15 protein-coding genes and 1 pseudogene are annotated in these 18,628 nt (G+C 70.5%); 6 read left to right on the top strand and 10 right to left on the bottom strand.

Going from position 1 to position 18,628, the window contains the following annotated elements; all coding sequences use genetic code 11:
- Window positions 1-35: 35 nt before the first annotated feature.
- From OV207_RS29130 to OV207_RS29120, 3 genes are all read right to left on the bottom strand, one after another.
- Window positions 36-554, bottom strand: coding sequence for a hypothetical protein (locus OV207_RS29130; protein ID WP_267558330.1), 519 nt, complete (start codon window positions 552-554; stop codon window positions 36-38).
- 155 nt (window positions 555-709) lie between these two features.
- On the bottom strand, window positions 710-1,261 hold the full coding sequence (locus OV207_RS29125) for a hypothetical protein (protein WP_193346980.1): 552 nt from the start codon (window positions 1,259-1,261) through the stop codon (window positions 710-712).
- Window positions 1,258-2,577, bottom strand: a complete 1,320-nt coding sequence (locus OV207_RS29120) for a hypothetical protein (RefSeq protein WP_267558327.1) — start codon at window positions 2,575-2,577, stop codon at window positions 1,258-1,260. Before OV207_RS29120 ends, OV207_RS29125 begins: the two co-directional genes overlap by 4 nt.
- A 180-nt stretch (window positions 2,578-2,757) precedes the next feature.
- On the opposite strand from OV207_RS29120, the gene OV207_RS29115 reads away from it, so the two are divergent.
- Both OV207_RS29115 and OV207_RS29110 read left to right on the top strand, forming a co-directional pair.
- The gene (locus tag OV207_RS29115) at window positions 2,758-3,408 is read left to right on the top strand and encodes a gluconate 2-dehydrogenase subunit 3 family protein (RefSeq protein ID WP_267558326.1); all 651 of its coding nucleotides are present in this window, start codon (window positions 2,758-2,760) and stop codon (window positions 3,406-3,408) included.
- The gene (locus OV207_RS29110; RefSeq protein ID WP_267558324.1) at window positions 3,405-5,051 is read left to right on the top strand and encodes a GMC family oxidoreductase; all 1,647 of its coding nucleotides are present in this window, start codon (window positions 3,405-3,407) and stop codon (window positions 5,049-5,051) included. The genes OV207_RS29115 and OV207_RS29110 overlap by 4 nt, the downstream gene beginning before the upstream one ends.
- Window positions 5,052-5,068: 17 nt before the next feature.
- Here OV207_RS29110 and OV207_RS29105 read toward each other — a convergent pair whose 3' ends face one another.
- Window positions 5,069-5,536 carry a hypothetical protein gene (locus OV207_RS29105; RefSeq protein WP_267558322.1) on the bottom strand — a complete coding sequence of 156 codons (468 nt, stop codon included), beginning with the start codon at window positions 5,534-5,536 and terminating at the stop codon, window positions 5,069-5,071.
- A gap of 60 nt (window positions 5,537-5,596) precedes the next feature.
- Here OV207_RS29105 and OV207_RS29100 point away from each other — a divergent pair, with 60 nt between their 5' ends.
- A complete protein-coding gene (locus tag OV207_RS29100; RefSeq protein ID WP_193346976.1) occupies window positions 5,597-6,031 on the top strand; it encodes a hypothetical protein in 435 nt (144 codons plus the stop codon).
- A 59-nt stretch (window positions 6,032-6,090) separates the two neighbouring features.
- On the opposite strand, the gene OV207_RS29095 is transcribed toward OV207_RS29100, so the two are convergent.
- The 5 genes from OV207_RS29095 to OV207_RS29075 all read right to left on the bottom strand — a co-directional run bounded on the left by OV207_RS29095 (window position 6,091) and on the right by OV207_RS29075 (window position 15,351).
- Window positions 6,091-8,394, bottom strand: a complete 2,304-nt coding sequence (locus OV207_RS29095; protein ID WP_267558320.1) for a hypothetical protein — start codon at window positions 8,392-8,394, stop codon at window positions 6,091-6,093.
- 20 nt (window positions 8,395-8,414) lie between these two features.
- Window positions 8,415-10,205 (bottom strand): VWA domain-containing protein, encoded by a 1,791-nt coding sequence (locus tag OV207_RS29090; RefSeq protein ID WP_267558319.1) that lies wholly within the window; start codon window positions 10,203-10,205, stop codon window positions 8,415-8,417.
- Window positions 10,202-12,190: a cell-cell cohesion protein MtsD gene (gene mtsD / locus OV207_RS29085; RefSeq protein WP_267558318.1), complete on the bottom strand. Its 1,989-nt coding sequence runs from the start codon at window positions 12,188-12,190 to the stop codon at window positions 10,202-10,204. The genes OV207_RS29090 and mtsD overlap by 4 nt, the downstream gene beginning before the upstream one ends.
- A gap of 33 nt (window positions 12,191-12,223) precedes the next feature.
- Window positions 12,224-13,543, bottom strand: coding sequence for a cell-cell cohesion MYXO-CTERM protein MtsC (gene mtsC, locus OV207_RS29080; protein WP_267558310.1), 1,320 nt, complete (start codon window positions 13,541-13,543; stop codon window positions 12,224-12,226).
- Window positions 13,544-13,713: 170 nt separating this feature from the next.
- Window positions 13,714-15,351: a calcium-binding protein gene (locus tag OV207_RS29075; protein WP_267558308.1), complete on the bottom strand. Its 1,638-nt coding sequence runs from the start codon at window positions 15,349-15,351 to the stop codon at window positions 13,714-13,716.
- A gap of 247 nt (window positions 15,352-15,598) precedes the next feature.
- Here OV207_RS29075 and OV207_RS29070 point away from each other — a divergent pair, with 247 nt between their 5' ends.
- The 3 genes from OV207_RS29070 (at window position 15,599) to OV207_RS29060 (ending at window position 17,504) form a co-directional block, all read left to right on the top strand.
- Window positions 15,599-15,910, top strand: a complete 312-nt coding sequence (locus OV207_RS29070) for a hypothetical protein (protein WP_267558307.1) — start codon at window positions 15,599-15,601, stop codon at window positions 15,908-15,910.
- Window positions 15,911-16,011: 101 nt separating this feature from the next.
- The gene (locus OV207_RS29065) at window positions 16,012-16,545 is read left to right on the top strand and encodes a hypothetical protein (RefSeq protein ID WP_267558305.1); all 534 of its coding nucleotides are present in this window, start codon (window positions 16,012-16,014) and stop codon (window positions 16,543-16,545) included.
- On the top strand, window positions 16,542-17,504 hold the full coding sequence (locus OV207_RS29060) for a hypothetical protein (RefSeq protein ID WP_267558304.1): 963 nt from the start codon (window positions 16,542-16,544) through the stop codon (window positions 17,502-17,504). The genes OV207_RS29065 and OV207_RS29060 overlap by 4 nt, the downstream gene beginning before the upstream one ends.
- 24 nt (window positions 17,505-17,528) lie before the next feature.
- On the opposite strand, the pseudogene OV207_RS29055 reads toward OV207_RS29060, so the two are convergent.
- Window positions 17,529-18,628: pseudogene (locus OV207_RS29055) on the bottom strand (MtsA protein); the annotation flags it as partial.

Here is an 18,628-nt window from a genome sequence, read left to right as displayed (position 1 = left end):
GGCTTCCGGTGGCTGAAGGCACCGGAAGCCCCCTGTCAGGTCGGTCCGAACAACGTCCAGAGGGTCCGCAGGTAGTACAGCGTTGGCACCGGGCGGAAGAACATGGCCAGCACGAGCAGGACCGCCGTGGTCGCGCCCCCTACCGCGCAGACCAGCCGAAGCGCCCGGGGTGCGGGAAAGCGGCGCACCTGCACGAACGCCGAGGCACCGCTTGCCAGCAGCAGCAGGGGCCACCAGAAGAAGGCGGAGCCCATGAACACGCCAAGGGAATCCGGAAGCACTCCGCGTCCACGAAAATGGAGCAGCAGGAGCCCCAGGACCACCGGACCCGCGATCAACCGGAGGACTTCGGTGAGCGCGATGGAGGCCCAGAACAGCGAAGCGGCTTCATGACGCCAGGCACGCCGGGCCCCGGCGAAGCAGAGCCCCAGGATGACGACGGCGCCAGCGACGTCCCCCACCCGCTCACCGCCATGTATCGAATCCTGCAAGAGGATGATGGAGGAGGCGAACCCACCCAGAGAGGTCCAAACCAGGCCTTCCGCCAGGACCACGCAGACGCCCCCCAGCACCGCGGCGACGAAACAGAGAGGTAGCGAGGCTCGCGTTGAAGCGGTCATGGATGGACACCGACCAGGCCCTGGACTCCGGAGCAACACCGCCGCTCCCCGCGAGGATGGGGAGCGGCGACACGGAACGCCCCAGGGGTTCAAGGCGCGGGTTCGTCCACCACCACGTCACCCACGTCCGGTCCGAAGCCCGCGTCCAGCGCGGTGGCGGAGAACGTCCCCTCCATGCTGCGGCCCGCGCCGTACCCGTCCCCCTTCTTGAACGACAGGGAGAAGTCACCGCGCGTGAGCTGATCCGGGTTGCCGCCTTCGTCCAGCACCAGGTCGCCGCGCTCCACTGGGGTGAAGACGCGCGCGGGCTCTCCCGCAGCCACGTGCACCACCGACGCACGGTCGCGGCCGGAGGGCGTGGTGCCCCCCAGCTGCACCTTCGTGCCCGGCTTCAGGTCCACCCCTTCGGTGTCCACCGTGAGCCGCGCGACGAGGTCCACGTCCAGGCCGTTGTTGCGGAAGTAGCTCACCTGGAGCGCGTCCGGGTTGCGGCGCACCTCCACGCGCGACACGTCCGTGATGGGGAACAGCTCCGACACACTGCCGGACAGCTCGTTGTCCCCCCGGCAGCCGACCATGCCCGCGCCGGACATCAGCCCCGCGAGCCCCAGCGCCACCAGGGCGCGTCCCGCGTGCCTCACCGCTCCACCGCCAGCGTCAGGGCCTGGGTGCGTCCGGAACGGTAGAGCAGCACGCGCTGGCCCGACGACAGGAACGCCAGCTTCGGCGACCAGGCCCCGTCGAAGTCCACCGTCGTCTCGCGCCACTGCCCCTCCACCCGCGTGGCGATGACGAGCGCGTCGTCCGCGGGCGAGCAGCTGCCTTCGTTCCGCCCGGACTCCAGCGAGCAGATGTGGAACGCGATGGACGGATCATGCGTCGCCGGGTCGAACGCCAGCGACGGATACCAGCCTCCCGACCCCGTCTGGAACACGGGATCCGGCAGCGTCCAGTCCCCCGCCGCCGCGCACTTCGCCCCCGTCGTGCCGTCACAGGAGATGAAGGTGAGCCGGTTGTTCGCGCGATCCACCGCCGCGATGCCGAAGCCCACCGTGGAGTCGTACGCCATCGACGCGCCCAGCATCGTGTTGCCCACCGCCTGCACCTGCACCGGCGGCGTCCAGGTGGTGCCATCCGCGTTGCGGCGCTGGAAGAAGACGTTCTGGCCCGGCGCATCCGCGGCCCCGAAGGCCTGGTCGAACACCAGCGCGGGCTGCCCGTCCGCCATCAGCATCTGGAGGTGCCCGCCATACGCGCCCTTCTGGTCACCACCCGAGGCCACCACCCGGTGCTGCCACGCCGTGGGGCCGCCGCTGGCCAGCTCCACGTCGCTTCCGGCCCAGTCCTGCTGGGGGAACTGCCCGTTGTGCCCATCCCGGTACACGACGAGCGCCTGGCTGCCATTGAAGACGATGGAGGGATTGAGCCCCACCAGGTAGCCCGTGTCGCTCACCGGGTTGCCCGCCACGGCCTGGTCGCCCCGCGTCACCGCGATGCGCTCGGTCCAGGTCCCGTTCGCGTTGCGGTAGGACACCGCCAGGTCGCTCTGGAACCAGAAGATGGAGTCGTCACTGCCGCCGCCCAGGTAGCTCACCGCCGGCTGCCCCGAGGGAGCGAAGGCCAGCGACACGCCATACACGCGCTGCACGGTGGCGATCTTCTCCGCCGTCGCCTGCACCTGACCGTCCTTCACCTCGCGGTAGCGAAGCTCGGAGTCCTTGTCGCTCACCTTCACAAAGTACGCGATGCCGATGCGGTCATCGGGCCCCACCGCCATCGCGATGGAGGAGATGGTGTGCAGCTCGCTCGGCTCCGTGTCCACCGTGAGCCGCGCGAACGGCGTCTCCGTCGTGCCCGCATCCGTCCCGGGGCCCGGCCCCGCGTCCGGGTTGGCCGGCTTGCCGCCGCCACATCCCAGCGCGAGCGCCGCACCCAGTAGCCACGCGTGCCGTTTCATCGGGTTCTTCTCCTTGGTCGAGTCGGTCTGCTTGAGCGCGCCATCCTACGCCAGCCGCGTGACTTCCAGGTCGGACAAGCCGTGGGGTGCGACCTTCCTGCACCCCGGCGGTGGGCGGGCAACCGACTCCGGTCCCTTCGTCGCACCGTGAAGGCCATGCATCTGGGCTAGGATTCCCCCATGGCCCGCGCGCGTTCGCTCCCCCGACGGTTGTCCCGGCGCACCTTCATCCAGCGCCTCACCTTCTTCGGCGGTGGCGTGGTGCTGCTGGGCGGCGCCGCCTGCAAGCGCTCCAAGGACCCGGAGCCCGCGAAACCTTCCGAGCCCTCGGGAACCACCGCCACCGGGCAGGCCCTGCGCACCTTCTCCGCCTTCGAGTACGCCGTCGTCGCCGCGGCCACCGAACGCCTGCTGCCCCGCGACGAGGACCCCGGCGCCCAGGACGCGGACGTGGCCCTCTACATCGACCGCATCCTGGAGACGCAGGGCCTGGAGTCCATGCACCGCGACTTCCTCCAGGGCCTGGCCGCGCTGCAGCGCCGCGCCGACCGCATGTTCCAGAAGGGCTTCGCCCAGGCCACGCCCGCCCAGCAGGACGAACTGCTCGCCATCTTCAAGGACAGCCCCGCCGGCAGCGGCGAGGCGCACTTCTTCGAGCTGCTGATGACGCTCAGCCTGGAGGGCTTCCTGGGCGACCCGTCCTATGGCGGCAACAAGGGCCGCGTGGGCTGGCGGCTCATGGGCTTCGACACCGTGGGCACCGTCGCCATGGCGCCGCCAGAGGGCTACGACGGCCCCAAGTGCCTGCGCGAGTGCGGAGGTCACCCGTGAAGGCGGTGGACGTCTGCATCATCGGCAGCGGCGCGGGCGGAGCACCGCTCGCGCTGGAGCTGGGCCGCGCGGGCTTCAAGGTCGTGGTGCTGGAGAAGGGCCGGCACTACCAGGCGAAGGACTTCGTCCACGACGAGATCCTCAACAGCCGCCGCAACTTCTTCATGCCGCTGCCGTGGGAGGAGCCGCACCTGGTGCGCCACGGCGCCAAGGGCCGCTACGAGCGCAGCAACGTCGCGTGGACCGCCAACTGCGTGGGCGGCGGCACCGTGCACATGAGCGGCTTCTTCTACCGCCTCAAGCCGGTGGACTTCCGCCTGCGCTCCACGCTGGGCGCCGTGCCCGGCACCACCGTGGCGGACTGGCCCATCTCCTACGAGGAGCTGGCGCCCTTCTACGACAAGGCCGAAGCGGAGATGGGCGTCTCCGGACAGGCCGTCCCCCACCCCTTCGCGGAGCCCCGGAGCGGCCCCTACCCGCTGCCGCCGCTGGACGTGCACCCCGTCGCGTCCGAAATCGACAAGGCGTGCTCGGCGCTCGGCTGGCACTCCACGCCCACCGCGCGCGGCATCCTCAGCAAGCCGTACAAGGGCCGGGCCTCGTGCGCGTACTGCGCGCTGTGCGGCAGCTACGGCTGCGAGACGGGCGCCAAGAGCGGCACCAACGTCAGCCTCATCCCCGCCGCGCTCGCCACCGGCAACGTGGAGCTGCGCCCCGGCAGCATGGCGCGCTCCATTGAAGTGGACCGGCAGGGCCGCGCCAGGAGCGTGGTGTACCTGGACAAGGACGGCGTCGCGCAGGAACAGCCCGCGAAGGTCATCATCGTCTCCGCCACCGCGGTGGAGAGCGCGCGCCTGCTGCTCAACTCCACCTCCAGCCGCTTCCCCAATGGCCTGGCCAACGGCAGCGGGCTCGTGGGCAAGAACCTGCTGTTCAGCTCGTTTGGCGCCTCGCGAGCCATCTTCCGCGTGTCCAAACAGAAGGAGGCGCGGCCGTGGCTCATGGATCCGGCGCCCTTCGTCAACCGCAGCATCCAGGACTTCTACCTGATGCCGGACGCGCGCCACGGCTTCCGCAAGGGCGGCACGCTGGGCTTCATGTGGTCGCACCCCAACCCCATCTTCGCGGCGGTGGGGCTCGCGGGCGCCGGCAAGTCGGGCGTGTTCGGCAAGGAGCTGAAGGACCGCATGCGCGCGTACCGCGACTCGCGCATCCTTGAGTTCGAGGTCTACGCGGAGTTCCTCCCCACGCCCGGCACCTCCGTCACGGTGGAACCCGGCGTGAAGGACAAGTACGGCATCCCCGTGGCCGCCATCACGCTGGAGCGGCACCCGGCGGACTACGCCGCCACGCGCTTCCTGGTGGAGCGCGGGGAAGAGGTGCTGCTGCGCCTGGACCCCGACGCCGTGGAGCGCGTGGGCACGCAGGGCGAGACGACCATCCTCCAGCACGGCACCTGCCGCTTCGGCGACGACGCGGCCGCCTCCGTGCTGGACAAGCACTGCCGCGCGCACGAAGTGCCCAACCTCTACGTGGTGGACGGCAGCTTCATGCCCACGGGCGGCAGCGTGCCCTCCACGCTCACCATCGCGGCCAACAGCTTCCGCGTGGCCCACCACCTGGTGAGCACCCTCAAGGGCTGACGCGCACGGCGCCGCTGCTACTGGATGCGCAGCGGCGTCACGTCCACCTTCACCACGTAGCGCGCCTGCATGTCGGAGTCGAACTCCACCAGGTGGTCGCCCACGCCGGTGACGTCCACCTGGCGGGTGAACTCGCCGAACTTCTCCATCTGGTCCAGCGCCGCGCGGCCCGTGGCGGCCTGCCGCTGACGCGCCCGGCAGCCCTCCTCGTGCACGGTGACGGCCGTCTCCTCGCCCGCCGCCGTCACCTCCTCCAGGAAGAAGCTCACCTTGATGGTGGACGCCTCCGGCACCCGGACGATGACCTGCCCGCGCCCGGGGAAGCGGCCCTCGGAGTAGCTCTCCGGCCCCAGGATGCAGCCCGCGAACTGGTTGCACACGGGCCAGGACGCCTTGCAGACATCCAGCACGCGCGCGCCGATGAAGTCCTCGCGCGAGCCGCCGCAACCGCCCATCACCATCAGCAGCAACGCCCCCGTCAGCACGCGGGCACTCCGTGTTACAACGCCAAACATTCTCTGAACCTCTCCGAGGAGTGGATGTCCATGCGCCTGCGCAACCTGTGGCTGCCCCTCACCATCATCGCCCTGTCGGGCTGCGGAGACGAGGTGGAGGAACTGCAAGACACGCCGCAGCTCCTCATCGACCGCACCGAACTGAGCTTCGACACCGAGTTCGCCGCCGGCACCTACGTGGGGGCGACGACCTTCAACACGCTCTACCTGGAGAACCGCGGCATCCAGACGCTGGAGCTCAACGAGGCCTCCCTCTCCGGCCCGGGCGTCTTCACCATGAAGAAGCCGGAGAACTGGCCGGAGAACGGCCCCATGAAGCTGGAGACCTACCAGCGCACCTTCATCGAGGTCGCCTTCAAGCCCAACGCGGCCCGCGACTTCGAGGGCAAGCTCACCATCAAGTCCAACGCCGCCAACGGCGACACGCGGGAGCTGCTGCTCAAGGGCAAGGGCATCGCCCCGTAGCCACCGCGAGCCACCGGAAGGCGGCGGCGGGCTGAAGCCCCGCCGCCTGCCCGGTGCCACTAGCGGGTGAACTGGCAACCGCCCACCCACGTCCCCGCGTCCTGCGTGGGCGCCGGGCACTGGGTGGGGCTGCCACCGTCCGGCGCCGTGTAGCTGCGCGGGTAGTCCCCCCAGCCGGTGCGCAGCGTGTAGCCCACGCGCCCGTAGTCCCCGCGCTCGGTGGCGCTCACCGCCACCTTGAGCGTGCCGCCCTGGATGAAGCGCCGCTCCAGACAGGCACACGCGTAGGGCGTCACCGTGACGCGCGTGGTGCTGGCCGTCTTCTCCAACTGGTACTGCGCCTGGTAGCTGGAGAGCGGCGTGCTGGCCGTGGTGTGCCAGGCGCGCATCACGCTCCCGCTGTACGCGAGCGTCAGCGCCCCGCCCGAGTTGGTGGTGGACACCGGCCTGCACGGGCCGACGCCGCCGTCGGTGGAGGGGCTGCCGTCACAGAAGGTCAAGTCCAGCGCCAGCCCATGCGGGGTGCCACCGTCGGGCAGGTTGTCCACCTCCCACTGCACCAGCCACGCCGCGTCCTCCGGCGCCGTGCGGCTGGGGAGCGTGTACGCGAACGTGTCCGTGTCGGACGGCACCGCGTCGTAGTCCGTGGGGCCGCGCACGCCCCGGCCCGTGGCGCGATCGTTGTCGCGCAGCCGGCCGTGGCCGTAGGACAGCTGGCCCTTCGCCTCGAAGGTGGCGTCGCTCGTCGGCAGGTTGCCCGCGCCCACGCCGTTGAGCGTCTTGGGGCGCTCCTGCTCCGTGCCTCCGCTGTAGGCGGCCACCTCTTCAGCGTCGTCGTCCTCCCAGCTCACCTCCAGCCGGTAGTCGCGGTCGTCCGCCCAGTTGGTGCCGTCGTCCTGCACCACGAAGTGGTACGTCGCGGCCGCGGTGTGCGCCGGCACCGGCAGCGCGCCCTGGAAGTTGCCCAGGTTGGGGAAGCGCGCCGGGTCACCCTCCTCGCGCAGCGACTGGAGGCACAGCACCGCCTCCGCGTTGTTGCAGTAGGTCTGCACCAGCGACGGCGCATCCGGGTGCTCGCGCACGTCGCGGGGACACACGGTGGCGTCGTTGGAGCAGGTGGCGCGCAGCTCCGTCGTGGGCGCCGCGCCCACGGTGGTGAACACCAGCACCTGCCGGTCCGCCAGCTGGCCCAGCGGCAGCGGCAGCGGCGCGAAGCGGCCGCCCGTGCCCAGCGGCACCAGCCGGTAGCGCAGCACGCTGGGCTTGTTGTACGCGGGCACGCGCAGCGCGTACCAGTCGCGGTCGGACACGTAGCCCAGCCGGCCGGTGAAGGACGTGGACGTGCCGGGCGAGCCCACGAGGTCGCGCGAGAAGGCCCGGGCGTAGGCGTCGTTGTCCCCGGACTGGTCCTGCGGATCCGCCTCGTCCAGGACGCGCACCTCCACTTCATAGGGCTGGCGCAGGTCGCCCGCGGGGGGCGGCTCGTTGGCCGGGCGGTAGCCCTTCACCACCAGCGTCCACGTCCCGGCGAGCTTCACCTTGCGCGCGGTGGCGAGCTGGCCCGGGTGCACCTTGGGCAGCACGTTGCCCTCGGCCTCCTTGTCGGAGGTGCCGGGCCGCAGCAGCTCATAGGACAGGCGGTAGTTGGGCGCGAAGCCCTGGTCCGGCGCGGTGACGCGCACGTAGGCCACCTTGCCCACCGTCAGCGGGAAGCTGAAGCGGTCCACGTCGTCGTCCGTCGCGAGGTAGCCGTTCGCGGTGCCCACCTGCGCGGCCCCCTCCGCCGCGAGCGCGATGGGCGTGGGCGTGACGTCGTTGGGCTCGTTGGCGTCCGGGTTCTCGATGAGCTCCACGGTGAGCCGGTAGGGATTGCGCGCGTCGAAGGCGGGGCGCGCGGGGTTGGTCGGCGCGTCGCGCACCACCACGATGAGCTGCGTGTCCGGGGTGCCGTACGGCAGGATGATGTCCACCGGCCGGGGCGCGCCCGCGCCGTGCTGGTCCGACTTGCCCACCAGCGCGGTGTTCTTGTCCTTCTCCTGCACGGTGACGGACAGGTTCACCGGGGTGCTGGAGGCCAGGTACACGCCGGTGATGTGCACCAGCGTGCGCGCGTTGGCGCTGGCGGGGATGCGGATGCTGTACCAGTCCTCGTCCCCCGCCTTCACGTCCCCGGAGAGCGCCAGGAAGCGCTCCAGGGCCACGCCGGGCTTCAATTCACAGTCGGCGTTCGTCAGGGCCTCGTCGCGGCTGTTGCAGAGGTCCTCCACGACGCCGGTGCCGGCATCCGGCGTGTCCTCTCCGCCCGAGGAACAGGCGGCCAGGAGGAGGAGCGCGAGCGGGAGCAGTCGGGAACGAAGGCGCATGGGGGACTCGGGAGAGGCTTTCAGGGGAGGGGCGCGAGGGTCGGGAGGACGCCGGGGCAGCCCTCCACGAAGTCCTCGGGGTTCACGCGGATGATGCCGTCCGGGGGCGACTTGATGCCGCCCACCGGGTAGCGCACGGAGTCCACGCGGAAGGTGCGCACCAGCGTGCGCGCGGTCGGGTCATCCGCGGGCAGCATGGACACGGAGAGGTAGATGTCGTTGTAGCCCGCGCCGCGCTGCACCGTGCCGGCGTCCACGCCACCGTCCACGCCGCCGTCCGCGATGAGGGCCAGCGTGGGCGCGAGCAGCACGTTGTCCACGCGGAAGCGGTAGCACTGGCGGCCGTCCGCATCCACGGGGCCGTCCGCCTCCATGCTGTAGCGGTACGCATCCGACGCCAGGTTCGCGGTGTCCACCTGGAGCGGCCGCATGTGCATGCGCACCTCGTTGCGGTTGGTCAGCCCGTCGGTGTCGGGGTCCTCGTCCAGGTCGTTGCTCGCGCCCTGGGTGCCGCCCCGCCACTCCATGCCGTCCGGCACGCCGTCGCTGTCGCTGTCCTGCAGCGTGGCGTTGGTGCCGATGAACTGCTCGTCGCAGTCCAGCAGGCCGTCACAGTCCGTGTCCGTGCCGCGCAGCGCGGGGGGGCAGCCCTTGTCCAGACCGCCGCCGTCCGGCTGCACCACCTGGTTCGGGTCGAACTGCACGCCCCGGTCGCGGAAGTAGACCTCCACGCCGTCGCTGAAGCCGTCGCCGTCCGTGTCGCGCAGGTTGGGGTTGGTGCCCAGCTGGGCCTCGCGCGCGTCGGTGAGGCCGTCGCCGTCCGTGTCCGCCTCGTCCAGCGGGCTGCCGGCGGGCGCGGAGAAGTTGGAGGCGACCAGCTCCTTCAGGATGAAGGCGCGGCGCACCTGGCCGAACTGGAAGTTGAGGAAGTTGATGGGCTCGTTGTTGCGGAAGTCGCGGAAGTTGCCGCCGCCCAGGCCCGCCATCTTCTCCAGCCGGTCCGCGTTCTGGTTGATGATGAGCAGCGGGCAGCCGCCGTCCCCGAAGCCGCCGTCCTCCGCCACCAGGTCGCACACCGACGGCACCGGCTGCGTGGGGTTGAAGACGTGCACGGTGTTGAAGCGCACGTCCTCCACCAGGTCCCGCAGCTGCCGGATGCGCACCACCGCGTCGCCGCGGATGAGCTCATCGTCCTGGTTGTTCGTGGGCTTGCCGTCCGACAGGAAGATGACGGAGTAGCGCGCCTGCGCCAGCGCCTCGTTGCCGTCGGGCTGCAACCGCGCCCGCGCGATGTCCGTGTTGATGAGCGAGTAGATGTCCGACAGCGGCTTGACGAAGTCCGTCGAGTCCCGGTTCGGAGAGGTGTCGGTGTTGCGGAAGGTGAGCAGCTGTTCGGTGAGCTTCGCCTTCGCCGTCGCGTCCAGCAGCGACAGCTGCACGAAGCCGTCCTCCAGCGGGGGGCCCGGGTTCTGCGTGAGGAACGCCGTGGTGCTGCCGGCGAACAGCATCACCGCGATGGACACCTCGTCGTCCTGGGGGAGGCTCTCAATCAGCTCCACCAGCGCGGTGGCGCGGCTGCCATCCGGGTCGCTCACGCGCATGGACTGGCTGGCGTCCATGGCGACGATGATCTTGATGGGCCGGAGCACCTCGTTGGCGCCCAGCGTGCAGAAGCGCCCGTCCAGCGCCACGGCGCGGTCCGCCGGCACGTCGGTGTCCCGGCGCGGGTCGTAGAGGTAGGAATCGGTGCAGGCCACCACCACGGCCAGCCCCAGCAGGCTCAGCGCCCACAGACGTCCGGTGCGGCTCACGGCGACGCGCCCCCCTGCGACGGCGACACGCCGACGCAATTGCCCTGGGCCCTCCAGGGGTCCACCAGCAGGTCCGGACGGATGAAGTTCCGGTCCTCCATCGCCAGGTCCGGCCCCAGCGGCACGCGCACGCTGGGCGGCGCGTACTGCGCCCAGGCGCACCCGGTGCGCCAGACGCCGTAGTCGGTCGCGACGCCGCTCTCCGGCGCCTCCGCGAACCACACCTTGAACAGGTTGTAGCCCTGCTTCACGCCCGAGCGGTCCGGCGGCGTCACCATCTGGAGGTTGGACACGGTGAAGTCGTAGCAGACGCCATCCAGGTCGTCGCCGCCGGCCACCTTCTTCACCTCGTACTGGATGCCGTACTTGTCGTGGAACGGCCGGTCGCGCCGGGTGGGGTCGCTGCCCGCCTTCAGCTCCACGTCGTCCGGGACGCCGTCGCCGTCCGTGTCCAGGCCCGACACGCTGGACTGCAGCGGGTTGAGGCCGTACTTGGCCTCCAGGCCGTCCGGCGCGCCGTCGCCGTCGCTGTCCACGATGCCCTGGCGCGTCTTGAGGTAGTCCTCCGCGAACTGCGACAGCCCGTCACCGTCCGTGTCGCGGCACACGCAGCCGGGCGTCAGCGGGGACTGGGGGTCGCAGCCGCGCGCGTCCAGGTCGTTGCCCGGGCGGAAGCCCTGGTCCTGGCGGCGGTACTCGAAGCCGTCGCCCAGGCAGTCACCGTCGCTGTCCAGCGTGAAGGGGTTCGTCTTGAGCTGGAAGCTGTTGTCCAGGGAGTCCGGCACGCCGTCGCCGTCGCTGTCCAGCACGCGGCCGTCGTCGCCGGGCGCGGAGCTGAGCGGCTCCACCAGCAGCGTCTTCATCACGTTGGGCGACGCGAAGGAGGAATAGTCCAGCGCGCCCAGGCCCAGCTCGGAGATCTCCGCCGTGTCGCTGAACTCCTGGTACACGCCGTTGCCCATCTCCGCGAAGCGCTTGAGCAGGTACGAGGCGATCTTCTTCGCCGCCGCCGGGTACTGCGCCTCCGGGACGCCCGGGTAGGTGCCGTAGATGTCCTGGCAGATGGGGCCGCAGGCGCGCACCGCCTCTTCGTTGAAGAGCAGCACCGTGTGCATGCGCACGTCGCCCACGTTGTACTGCGTCTTCAGCTCCATCAGCCGGCGCACGTAGCTGAAGAGCTGGTAGTTCTGGTTGCGGTCGGTGCCCACCTCGAAGCCGGTGATGGCGTCGGTGGTGCTGGTGGCGTTGCAGAAGCTGGAGATGGAGTCGCGCCAGGTGAGGTCCGGGCTGTCCGGCCCGGCGTACACGGACAGGTCGTCGTTCGCGGAGCAGCGCGGGTACGGCGTGCCGTCGGTGAGGAACACGACGACGTAGCGCGTGCGCGGCAGCAGCTCCGGCGTCGCCTGGGACACCGCGGCGATGTCGCTGGCGATGATGCTGTAGGCGTAGCTGAGCGCGCCCTGGTAGTCGGTGCCCTTGCCCAGCTGGGACTGGAGCCCTTCGATGTAGCCGTTGATGTTCCCCGGAGGCGCGAAGCGGTCACCCGTGGCCGCGGGCGGCCAGGTGTTCTTCACGTTCGTCTCGAACGGGGCGATGGCGATGCTGATGTTGCCTTCCCTGCGGTCGTTGATGCGCTTGAACCCCGCCACCAGGTTCTTCAGCGCGCGCACCCGCGCCGGCTCCGTGACGCCGGGCGGGATGATGGCCTGCACCTCCGCGCGCTCGCAGAAGCCGCTGCCTTCCTGCGAGCCCGGAGGATCCGACACGCACATGCTGCCGGACTCGTCGACGACGAGCACCACCTTCACCGGGAAGCCGGTGGGGTTGGCCGGGCGCGTACACACCCGGCCGGTGAGCGTCAGCTTGTCATCCAGCTGAGACTGCTCCTGGGCGCGCGGCTCCAGGAGCGAGTCGGAGCAGGACAGCCCACCCACCAGGGCCAGGAGGCCGGTCGCAAGAAGCGGAACCACGAGCTGACGGCGCATGCGATGCGGACCTCCGGGCATTGGGGGGAAACCTTACGCCTTCCGACGGCGGCGCAGCAGCAGGCCGAGCACGCCCGCACCCAGGGCGGCGACACTGCCTCCCGCGGGGAGCGACGTGCAGCCGCTGCCGGACTCGTCCTGGCCCACCTTCAGGAACAGGCTGGACACGGAGGAGCGCTGGTCGGGGAACACGCGGTCCGCGAAGGCCAGGCGCGTGGACACCTGCAGCTCGTACTCACCTTCCTTGTCCGGCTGGAAGTTGGGCACGCTGCCGTCCACGTACTGGTACTCCCAGTGACGGCTGTAGGTGACGGCGCCCTTGGGGTTCTCCACCACCGCGGTGGAGCCGGAGGGGCGCTTCACCACCGTCCAGGTGTACTCAATGGCCGCGCCGTTGCGGTTGGCGAACAGCGGGGGCCGCACGGCCAGGCCCGTCTTCTCCACGCTCAGCACGCCGCCGGTGCCCACGCTGAAGGGCGCCTTCGGATCCAGGCAGTCGTTGGGGCGGTCCTTGTTGAGCACCACGCAGTAGCGCGTGTCGCACGCGTCACCGATGCCGTCGCCGTCGTCGTCCGCCTGGTCGCGGTTGGCGACCGCGGGGCAGTTGTCCTGGGCGTTGAGCACCGAGTCGTTGTCGATGTCCGCGTCGCAGCCATCACCGATGCCGTCCGCGTCCGTGTCCTTCTGGTCCGGGTTGGACAGGCCGGGGCAGTTGTCCAGGTTGTCGGAGACGCTGTCGCCGTCCGCGTCCACGCGGCACAGGCTTTGGTCCGCAGGCAGCACCTGGTCCACGTTGCTGACGAGCGGGCAGTTGTCCGCGCCGTCCTTGTGCCCGTCGTTGTCGTCGTCGTCGTCGCAGACGTCGCCAATGCCGTCGCCGTCATTGTCCGCCTGGTTCGCGTTGGGCACGGAGGGGCAGTTGTCCTCGCCGTCCATCTTCTTGTCGTTGTCGTCGTCGTCGTCGCACGCATCGCCGATGCCGTCGCCGTCGGTGTCCAGCTGCGTGGTGTTGGAGACCGCCGCGCAGTTGTCGCAGGAGTCACCGGCCAGGTCGCCGTCGCCGTCCGTCTGGTCGCGGTTGGACGAGAACGGGCAGTTGTCCTTGTCGTCCGCCTTGCCGTCGCCGTCCGCGTCGTCCGTGTACGACAGCGTCTTGCCGTCGTCCGTGTACGCGACCCAGACGGAACACCCACAGCCACAGCCACAGCCGCCACCCACCTCCTTCGGGCGACCGCACTCATCTCCGAGGCACTCCGGGTTGTCCGGGTTTTGATCCTGGGCCTGCACGGTGCTGGGGGACAGCACCAGGAAGGCGCCGAGCGCCAGCAGCGGGGCAAAGCGGGGGATAGTCATGGTGACTCCTTTCACAACCCCTCTCCTAGCAAGAGGCGATCCGTCTGCCTGTCTGCTCGGGATGCCAGGAAAATCAAGAGGTTGGCGGTTCGTGAGGGAGTGCTACAGGCAGGGTGTGGGGGGCACACCCCATTGAGACTGTGGGGGAAACCCCACGTCACGGCGGGGACTCAGGTCCCGACGATGAAGTCATCGGAGGTGAGGGGAACGATGCCGGCGGGGGTGCGTCCGGTGTCGGCGTCGTACTGGATCTCCTGGATGAAGAGGGACCCCACGCCGGCGCCGCGCGGATCATTGTCCCGGCCCACCTGGAGGTAGAGGTAGACCTCGTTGGTGCCGGCGGGGATGAACTCGCCGGGGAAGAACGGGTGGGGGCGCTCCAGGGTGGGGACCAGGGAGACGTTCTCCACGCGGGTCTGGTAGCAGGCGCGGTTGCTGGTGCCGGCGGGGGGCAGCGGGACGATGGAGTAGCCGTAGCCGCGCTCCCGGTGGAAGTCGCGGTCGGCGCTCAGCGGGTCGCCGTGGGCTTCGACCTCCGCGACGTTGGAGAGGCCGTCGCGGTCGCTGTCGAGCAGGTCCTCCGGGACGAGCGGGTTCGTCTGGGACAGGGCCTCCACCAGGTCCGGCAGCCCGTCACCGTCGCTGTCACCCACGCAGGGGTCGGTGCCGAGCACGCGCTCCTCGCAGTCGTTGAGCCGGTCGCCGTCGGTGTCCTGCACCACGCTGCAGCCGTTGATGACGTCCACGGCGAGCGGGTCCAGGCCCATGCGCAGCTCGACGCCGTCCATGAGGCCGTCCTGGTCGGTGTCGGAGACGGTGGGGTCCAGGCCGAGCGCGCGCTCGTCGTCGTCCCCCACCCCGTCGCCGTCGCTGTCCGCCAGCATCTGGCCGTTGCGCACCTGGACGTTGCGGTTGAAGGCGAGGAAGCGCTTGAGCTTGAGCGCGTTGTCGAGCGAGCCGTAGTCCAGCCGCGCGAGCGCGTTGGGCAGGCCGGCGAAGTCCGTCTCCACCGGCTCGCTGCCGCCCGCGTTGGCGATGGCGGCCACCTGGAGGCGGGTGGTGGAGTCCGGTTCGACGCCGCGCACGTAGATGGGCTGGATGCTGACCTCGCCCGCGCCGAACTGCTCCGCGAGCGCCTTGAGCTCCCCCACCACGGCGGTCAGCTCACACTGGCTGCACGCCGCGTTGCAATCCAGCTGGGCCTGGGGGTTGTCGCGGCAGGTGGAGGCCTGCGCCAGCGCTGTGCAGCGGCTGTCGATGCCGATGTTGTACGCCGGGTTGTCGCAGCTGACGTCCGCGCTGCGGATGACGGGCACCACGACGTAGCGCGAGCGCGCGACCTCGCCCCGACAGGAGGCCTGCATGTCGCCGGACATCAGGCTCTTGGCCAGCCGCAGCGCGGAGCGGATGCTGATGGGCCCCTGCTGCTGGTAGCTGGCGTAGCGCGGCAGCACGGCCTGGAAGGTGGCCGCGTCGGTGAAGCTGCCTTGCAGGCCGGTGGCCACCGAGTGGAAGGCCACGAGCCCGAAGCGCATCTGCGGGCCGGTGAAGCGCGAGGTGAGCGTCGTGAGCCCGTCCACCGCGTAGCCCACCAGCTCCGTCTCCACGCCGGTGCCGCCCTGGAGCGCGAAGATGACCTTCACGGGGAACGCGTCCCCGGTGGCCTCCGGGACGCAGAGCTCCCCCTCGAAGCTGGCGCGGTCGCGCGAGCCTCCCGAGCGACGGTCGAGTGCGTACAGCCCCGCGTCGGAGCACGACAGCAACAACGCTGGAACGAGGAGCCAGGCGACCCGGGGGGAGGAACGCATCCGTTGGATTGTAGACCCCAGCCCCCCGGTGTGACGCAAGCGTCCAGCAGCATGAGGCCGCGCGCGGACACGCAGCCAGGACCGACATTTCGCGCGGATGGAGAAAAACCACGCCTGCCTGGCGCTCATGGGCGTGCGCTCCCGCCATGCCCCCGGTGCCCAACAGAATCCCTGCCTTACCGGGATGCTACCGAATTCCAGGAGAGGAAAAACATTGCCGTCGTTGTCCAATCCCAAGGAGCACACAATGAAGAAGACGAACCTGAAGGTCGGCGGCACGGTGGCGATGCTCGCGTTGGCGCTGGGTGCGACGGGGGCGATGGCGAACGGCTCCGACGTGAAGAGCAACGACCCTCGGCAGGCGGTCGCGATGGAGGAGGTCGTCCTCGTGGCGAAGGACGGCGTCCTGGCGGGCGGCAGCGGTGGGGGCAGCGGCAACGGCAACTGCGGGTTCATCGGCACCTTCATCGGCAACAACAACGGCAACGTCGTGGGCGGCGGGAGCATCATCAACCTGCTCGGCCTCTTCGGTCAGAACGTCAACGGCAACTGCAACTGAGCCGTCCCGAGTCCCCCGATTCCCCTTGGTCGTCGTAGCAGTTGTCCCCAGAAACATCCGACGCCGGAGGTCCCCCCTCCGGTGCTCGGGCTGGAGCCCCCATGCGACACTCCCTGACCCCGTGGCACGGGTTGTTCACCGGCCTCGCCGCGCTACACATGCTGCTGGTGGCCTGCGGTGCGCTGCGAATCCCCGTCGTCACCAGTGCACCGGACGCCGTGAGGCCGTGGGCCAAGGGCTACACGCACTGGACGGGCGCGAGCAGCGGCTACAGCTTCTTCGCCCCCGGCGTGAGCCCGGCGGTGCGGGTCTCGTTTGAGCTGGAGCACCCGTCCGGCGAGCGCCTGCGCGACGACTTCGAGTTCGACGACAGCGCGGTGAACGTGCGCATCCACTCCATGCTGTTGCGCTTCGGCATCGAGAAGAGCCGGGACGCCCTGGCCCGCGCGTGGGCGGCGACGATGTTCGGCCGGCATCCGGAGGCCCGCTCCGTCACCGTGCGCGTGGACACGCTCCACATCCCGAGAATGGGGGAGCACCACGACGGTGAGCGGCCCTTCTGGTCGGAAGGATACCGGGCGGTGTTCGAGCGCCGGGCTCCCGCGGCCTCGTCGGTCGGGGCGGTGGCGCCATGAGCGCGGCCACGACCTGGAAGTCCCTCGCGGGCCAGCGCCTGGCCGCGTTCGTCGGCGCGCCGTCCTCGCCGCGGCCCCTGGGCGCGTTCCGCATTGGCGTCGCGTCGTTGCTGCTCGTGCAGGCGTGGACCCTTTCGGGGAGCCTTCCGGAGCTGCTCGGCAACCGGGGGCTGGTGCCCTGGAGCGTCAACGAACCGTTGGCCTCCACCGTGCTGCCCCGGGTGGATGTGGTGGCGGGCGCGCTGGCGCCGCTGGGCATCTCCCAGACGGCCGGCATCCACGGCCTGGCGCTCGCCTACGTGCTGTCACTCGTCGGGCTGTTGCTGGGTTTGCGCACGCGGCTGTCCGCGACGGTGGCGTGGGTGCTGCACACTGCGCTCCTGAACAGCATCAGCTTCTTCGCCTACGGGCTGGAGACCTTCGCGCACATCAGCTTGTTCTACTGCGTCGTGATGCCGGTGGGCGCGGCGTTCTCCTTCGACGTGAGCGCCGGGAGGACCTCCAGCGCACCGTCCGCGGCGGCGACGCTTTCGCTGCGCATGTTGCAGGTGCACCTGTGCATCATCTACCTGTCGACGGGGGTGGAGAAGATGCTGGGCCCCATCTGGCGGGATGGCACGGCGCTCTGGGATGTGCTGATGCAGCCCCAGTACGGCCAGTTCGACTTCGCGTGGCTCGCGTCGGTGCCGTGGATGGTGAAGCTCGCGACGTGGGGCACGCTCGTCGTGGAGGTGGGCTACGCGGTCTGCATCTGGCCCCGGCGCACCCGGGCCCTCTGGGTGCTGATGACGCTGGGCATGCACCTGGGCATCGCGGTGATGATGGGGTTGTGGCTGTTCAGCGCGATCATGGCCCTGTTCACGTTCGCGGCGTTCGGGTGGAACGTGCTCGCAGAATCGCTGACCGAGCGGGTCCGGGCCGCCGCGGTGCTCCCGTTCCACTCCGCGTCGGCGCGGTGAGCCACCTCCGCGCCCCTCTGCACCTCACAGCGTGAGCAGGTAGGCGAGCAGGTCGTCGCGCTCTTCCGGGGTGAGGGCCTGTGCCTCTCCGTGCTTCAGGCCCGGCGTCTCCAGCAGCGTGCGCAGCGGGAAGCGGGAGTCCACCACCAGCCGGTCCTCCCGCACCGCGTAGCCCGCCGTGGCGCTCGTCAGCAGCGGCCAGACGTCCCAGGTGCCCACCAGCGACGGTGGCGCCGCGCCCGGCACCAGGTGCTGCTGCTCCAGCCGCAGCGGCAGCGCGATGGGCGTGCCGACGTCCTGGTACTGACCCCGCGTCGAGGGGTCCTGATCCAGGGTGAACAGCGGCGCGGGGTGGCAGGCCTGACAGCGCGCCTTCCCGTCGAACAGCGCCCTCCCCTTCGCCGGATGCCCTGACCTGCCATCCGGCAGCGTCACCGTCTCCAGCGGCGCTCCGCCCGCGTCCCGGTAGGGATTCGGCGGCGTGGGCAGCAGCGCCGTGAAGAGCGCCAGCGCCTCCACCTCCGACGGCAGCGGATCCGGGTTGTGGTAGCGGTTGCGCCCCCCCACCGTGTCCGCCGTCTCCGCGAGGCTGCGCGTGCTCGCCGGGGTGAAGTAGGGCGGCGTGTCCCGGCTGCCCAGCGCCGTCGTCGAGCGGTAGATGCGCATGGGCCGCGTCTTCTCGAAGAACACCCCGCCGGTGTGTCCCTCGATGTGGCACGCGTCACAGCTCATCCCCGTGCGCCCCACGTCCGAGAAGTAGAGCACCTGGCCCAGCCGGCGCTGCTCGCGCGAGCGCACGTCCACCACCGGCCACTGCCGCACCACCCGGGCCCGGCCCGCGCGGGCCTCGCGCACGTCCACCACCGCCACCGTGCCCGTGAAGCGGTTGAGCACGTAGAGCGTGCGTCCGTCCGGCGCCAGCACCAGCGAGCGCGGCCCTGAGTGCAGCTCGTCCCCCGCCCGCCCCTTCGTCCCCAGGTCCTCCTTCGGACGGATCCGCGGCGTGTCGTCGGGCGCGGGGATGGGCAGCGTCTGGACCACCGCGTCGCGCGCGGCCGCGTCCCCCTCCACCAGCTTCTTCGCGTCCAGCACCCGCACCTGCCCCAGGCCCACGTCCGCCGCGT

The sequence above is a fragment of the Corallococcus sp. BB11-1 genome (assembly GCF_026626625.1).
Taxonomy (GTDB): Bacteria; Myxococcota; Myxococcia; order Myxococcales; family Myxococcaceae; genus Corallococcus; species Corallococcus soli.
This window is presented reverse-complemented; position numbering and strand designations above follow the sequence as displayed.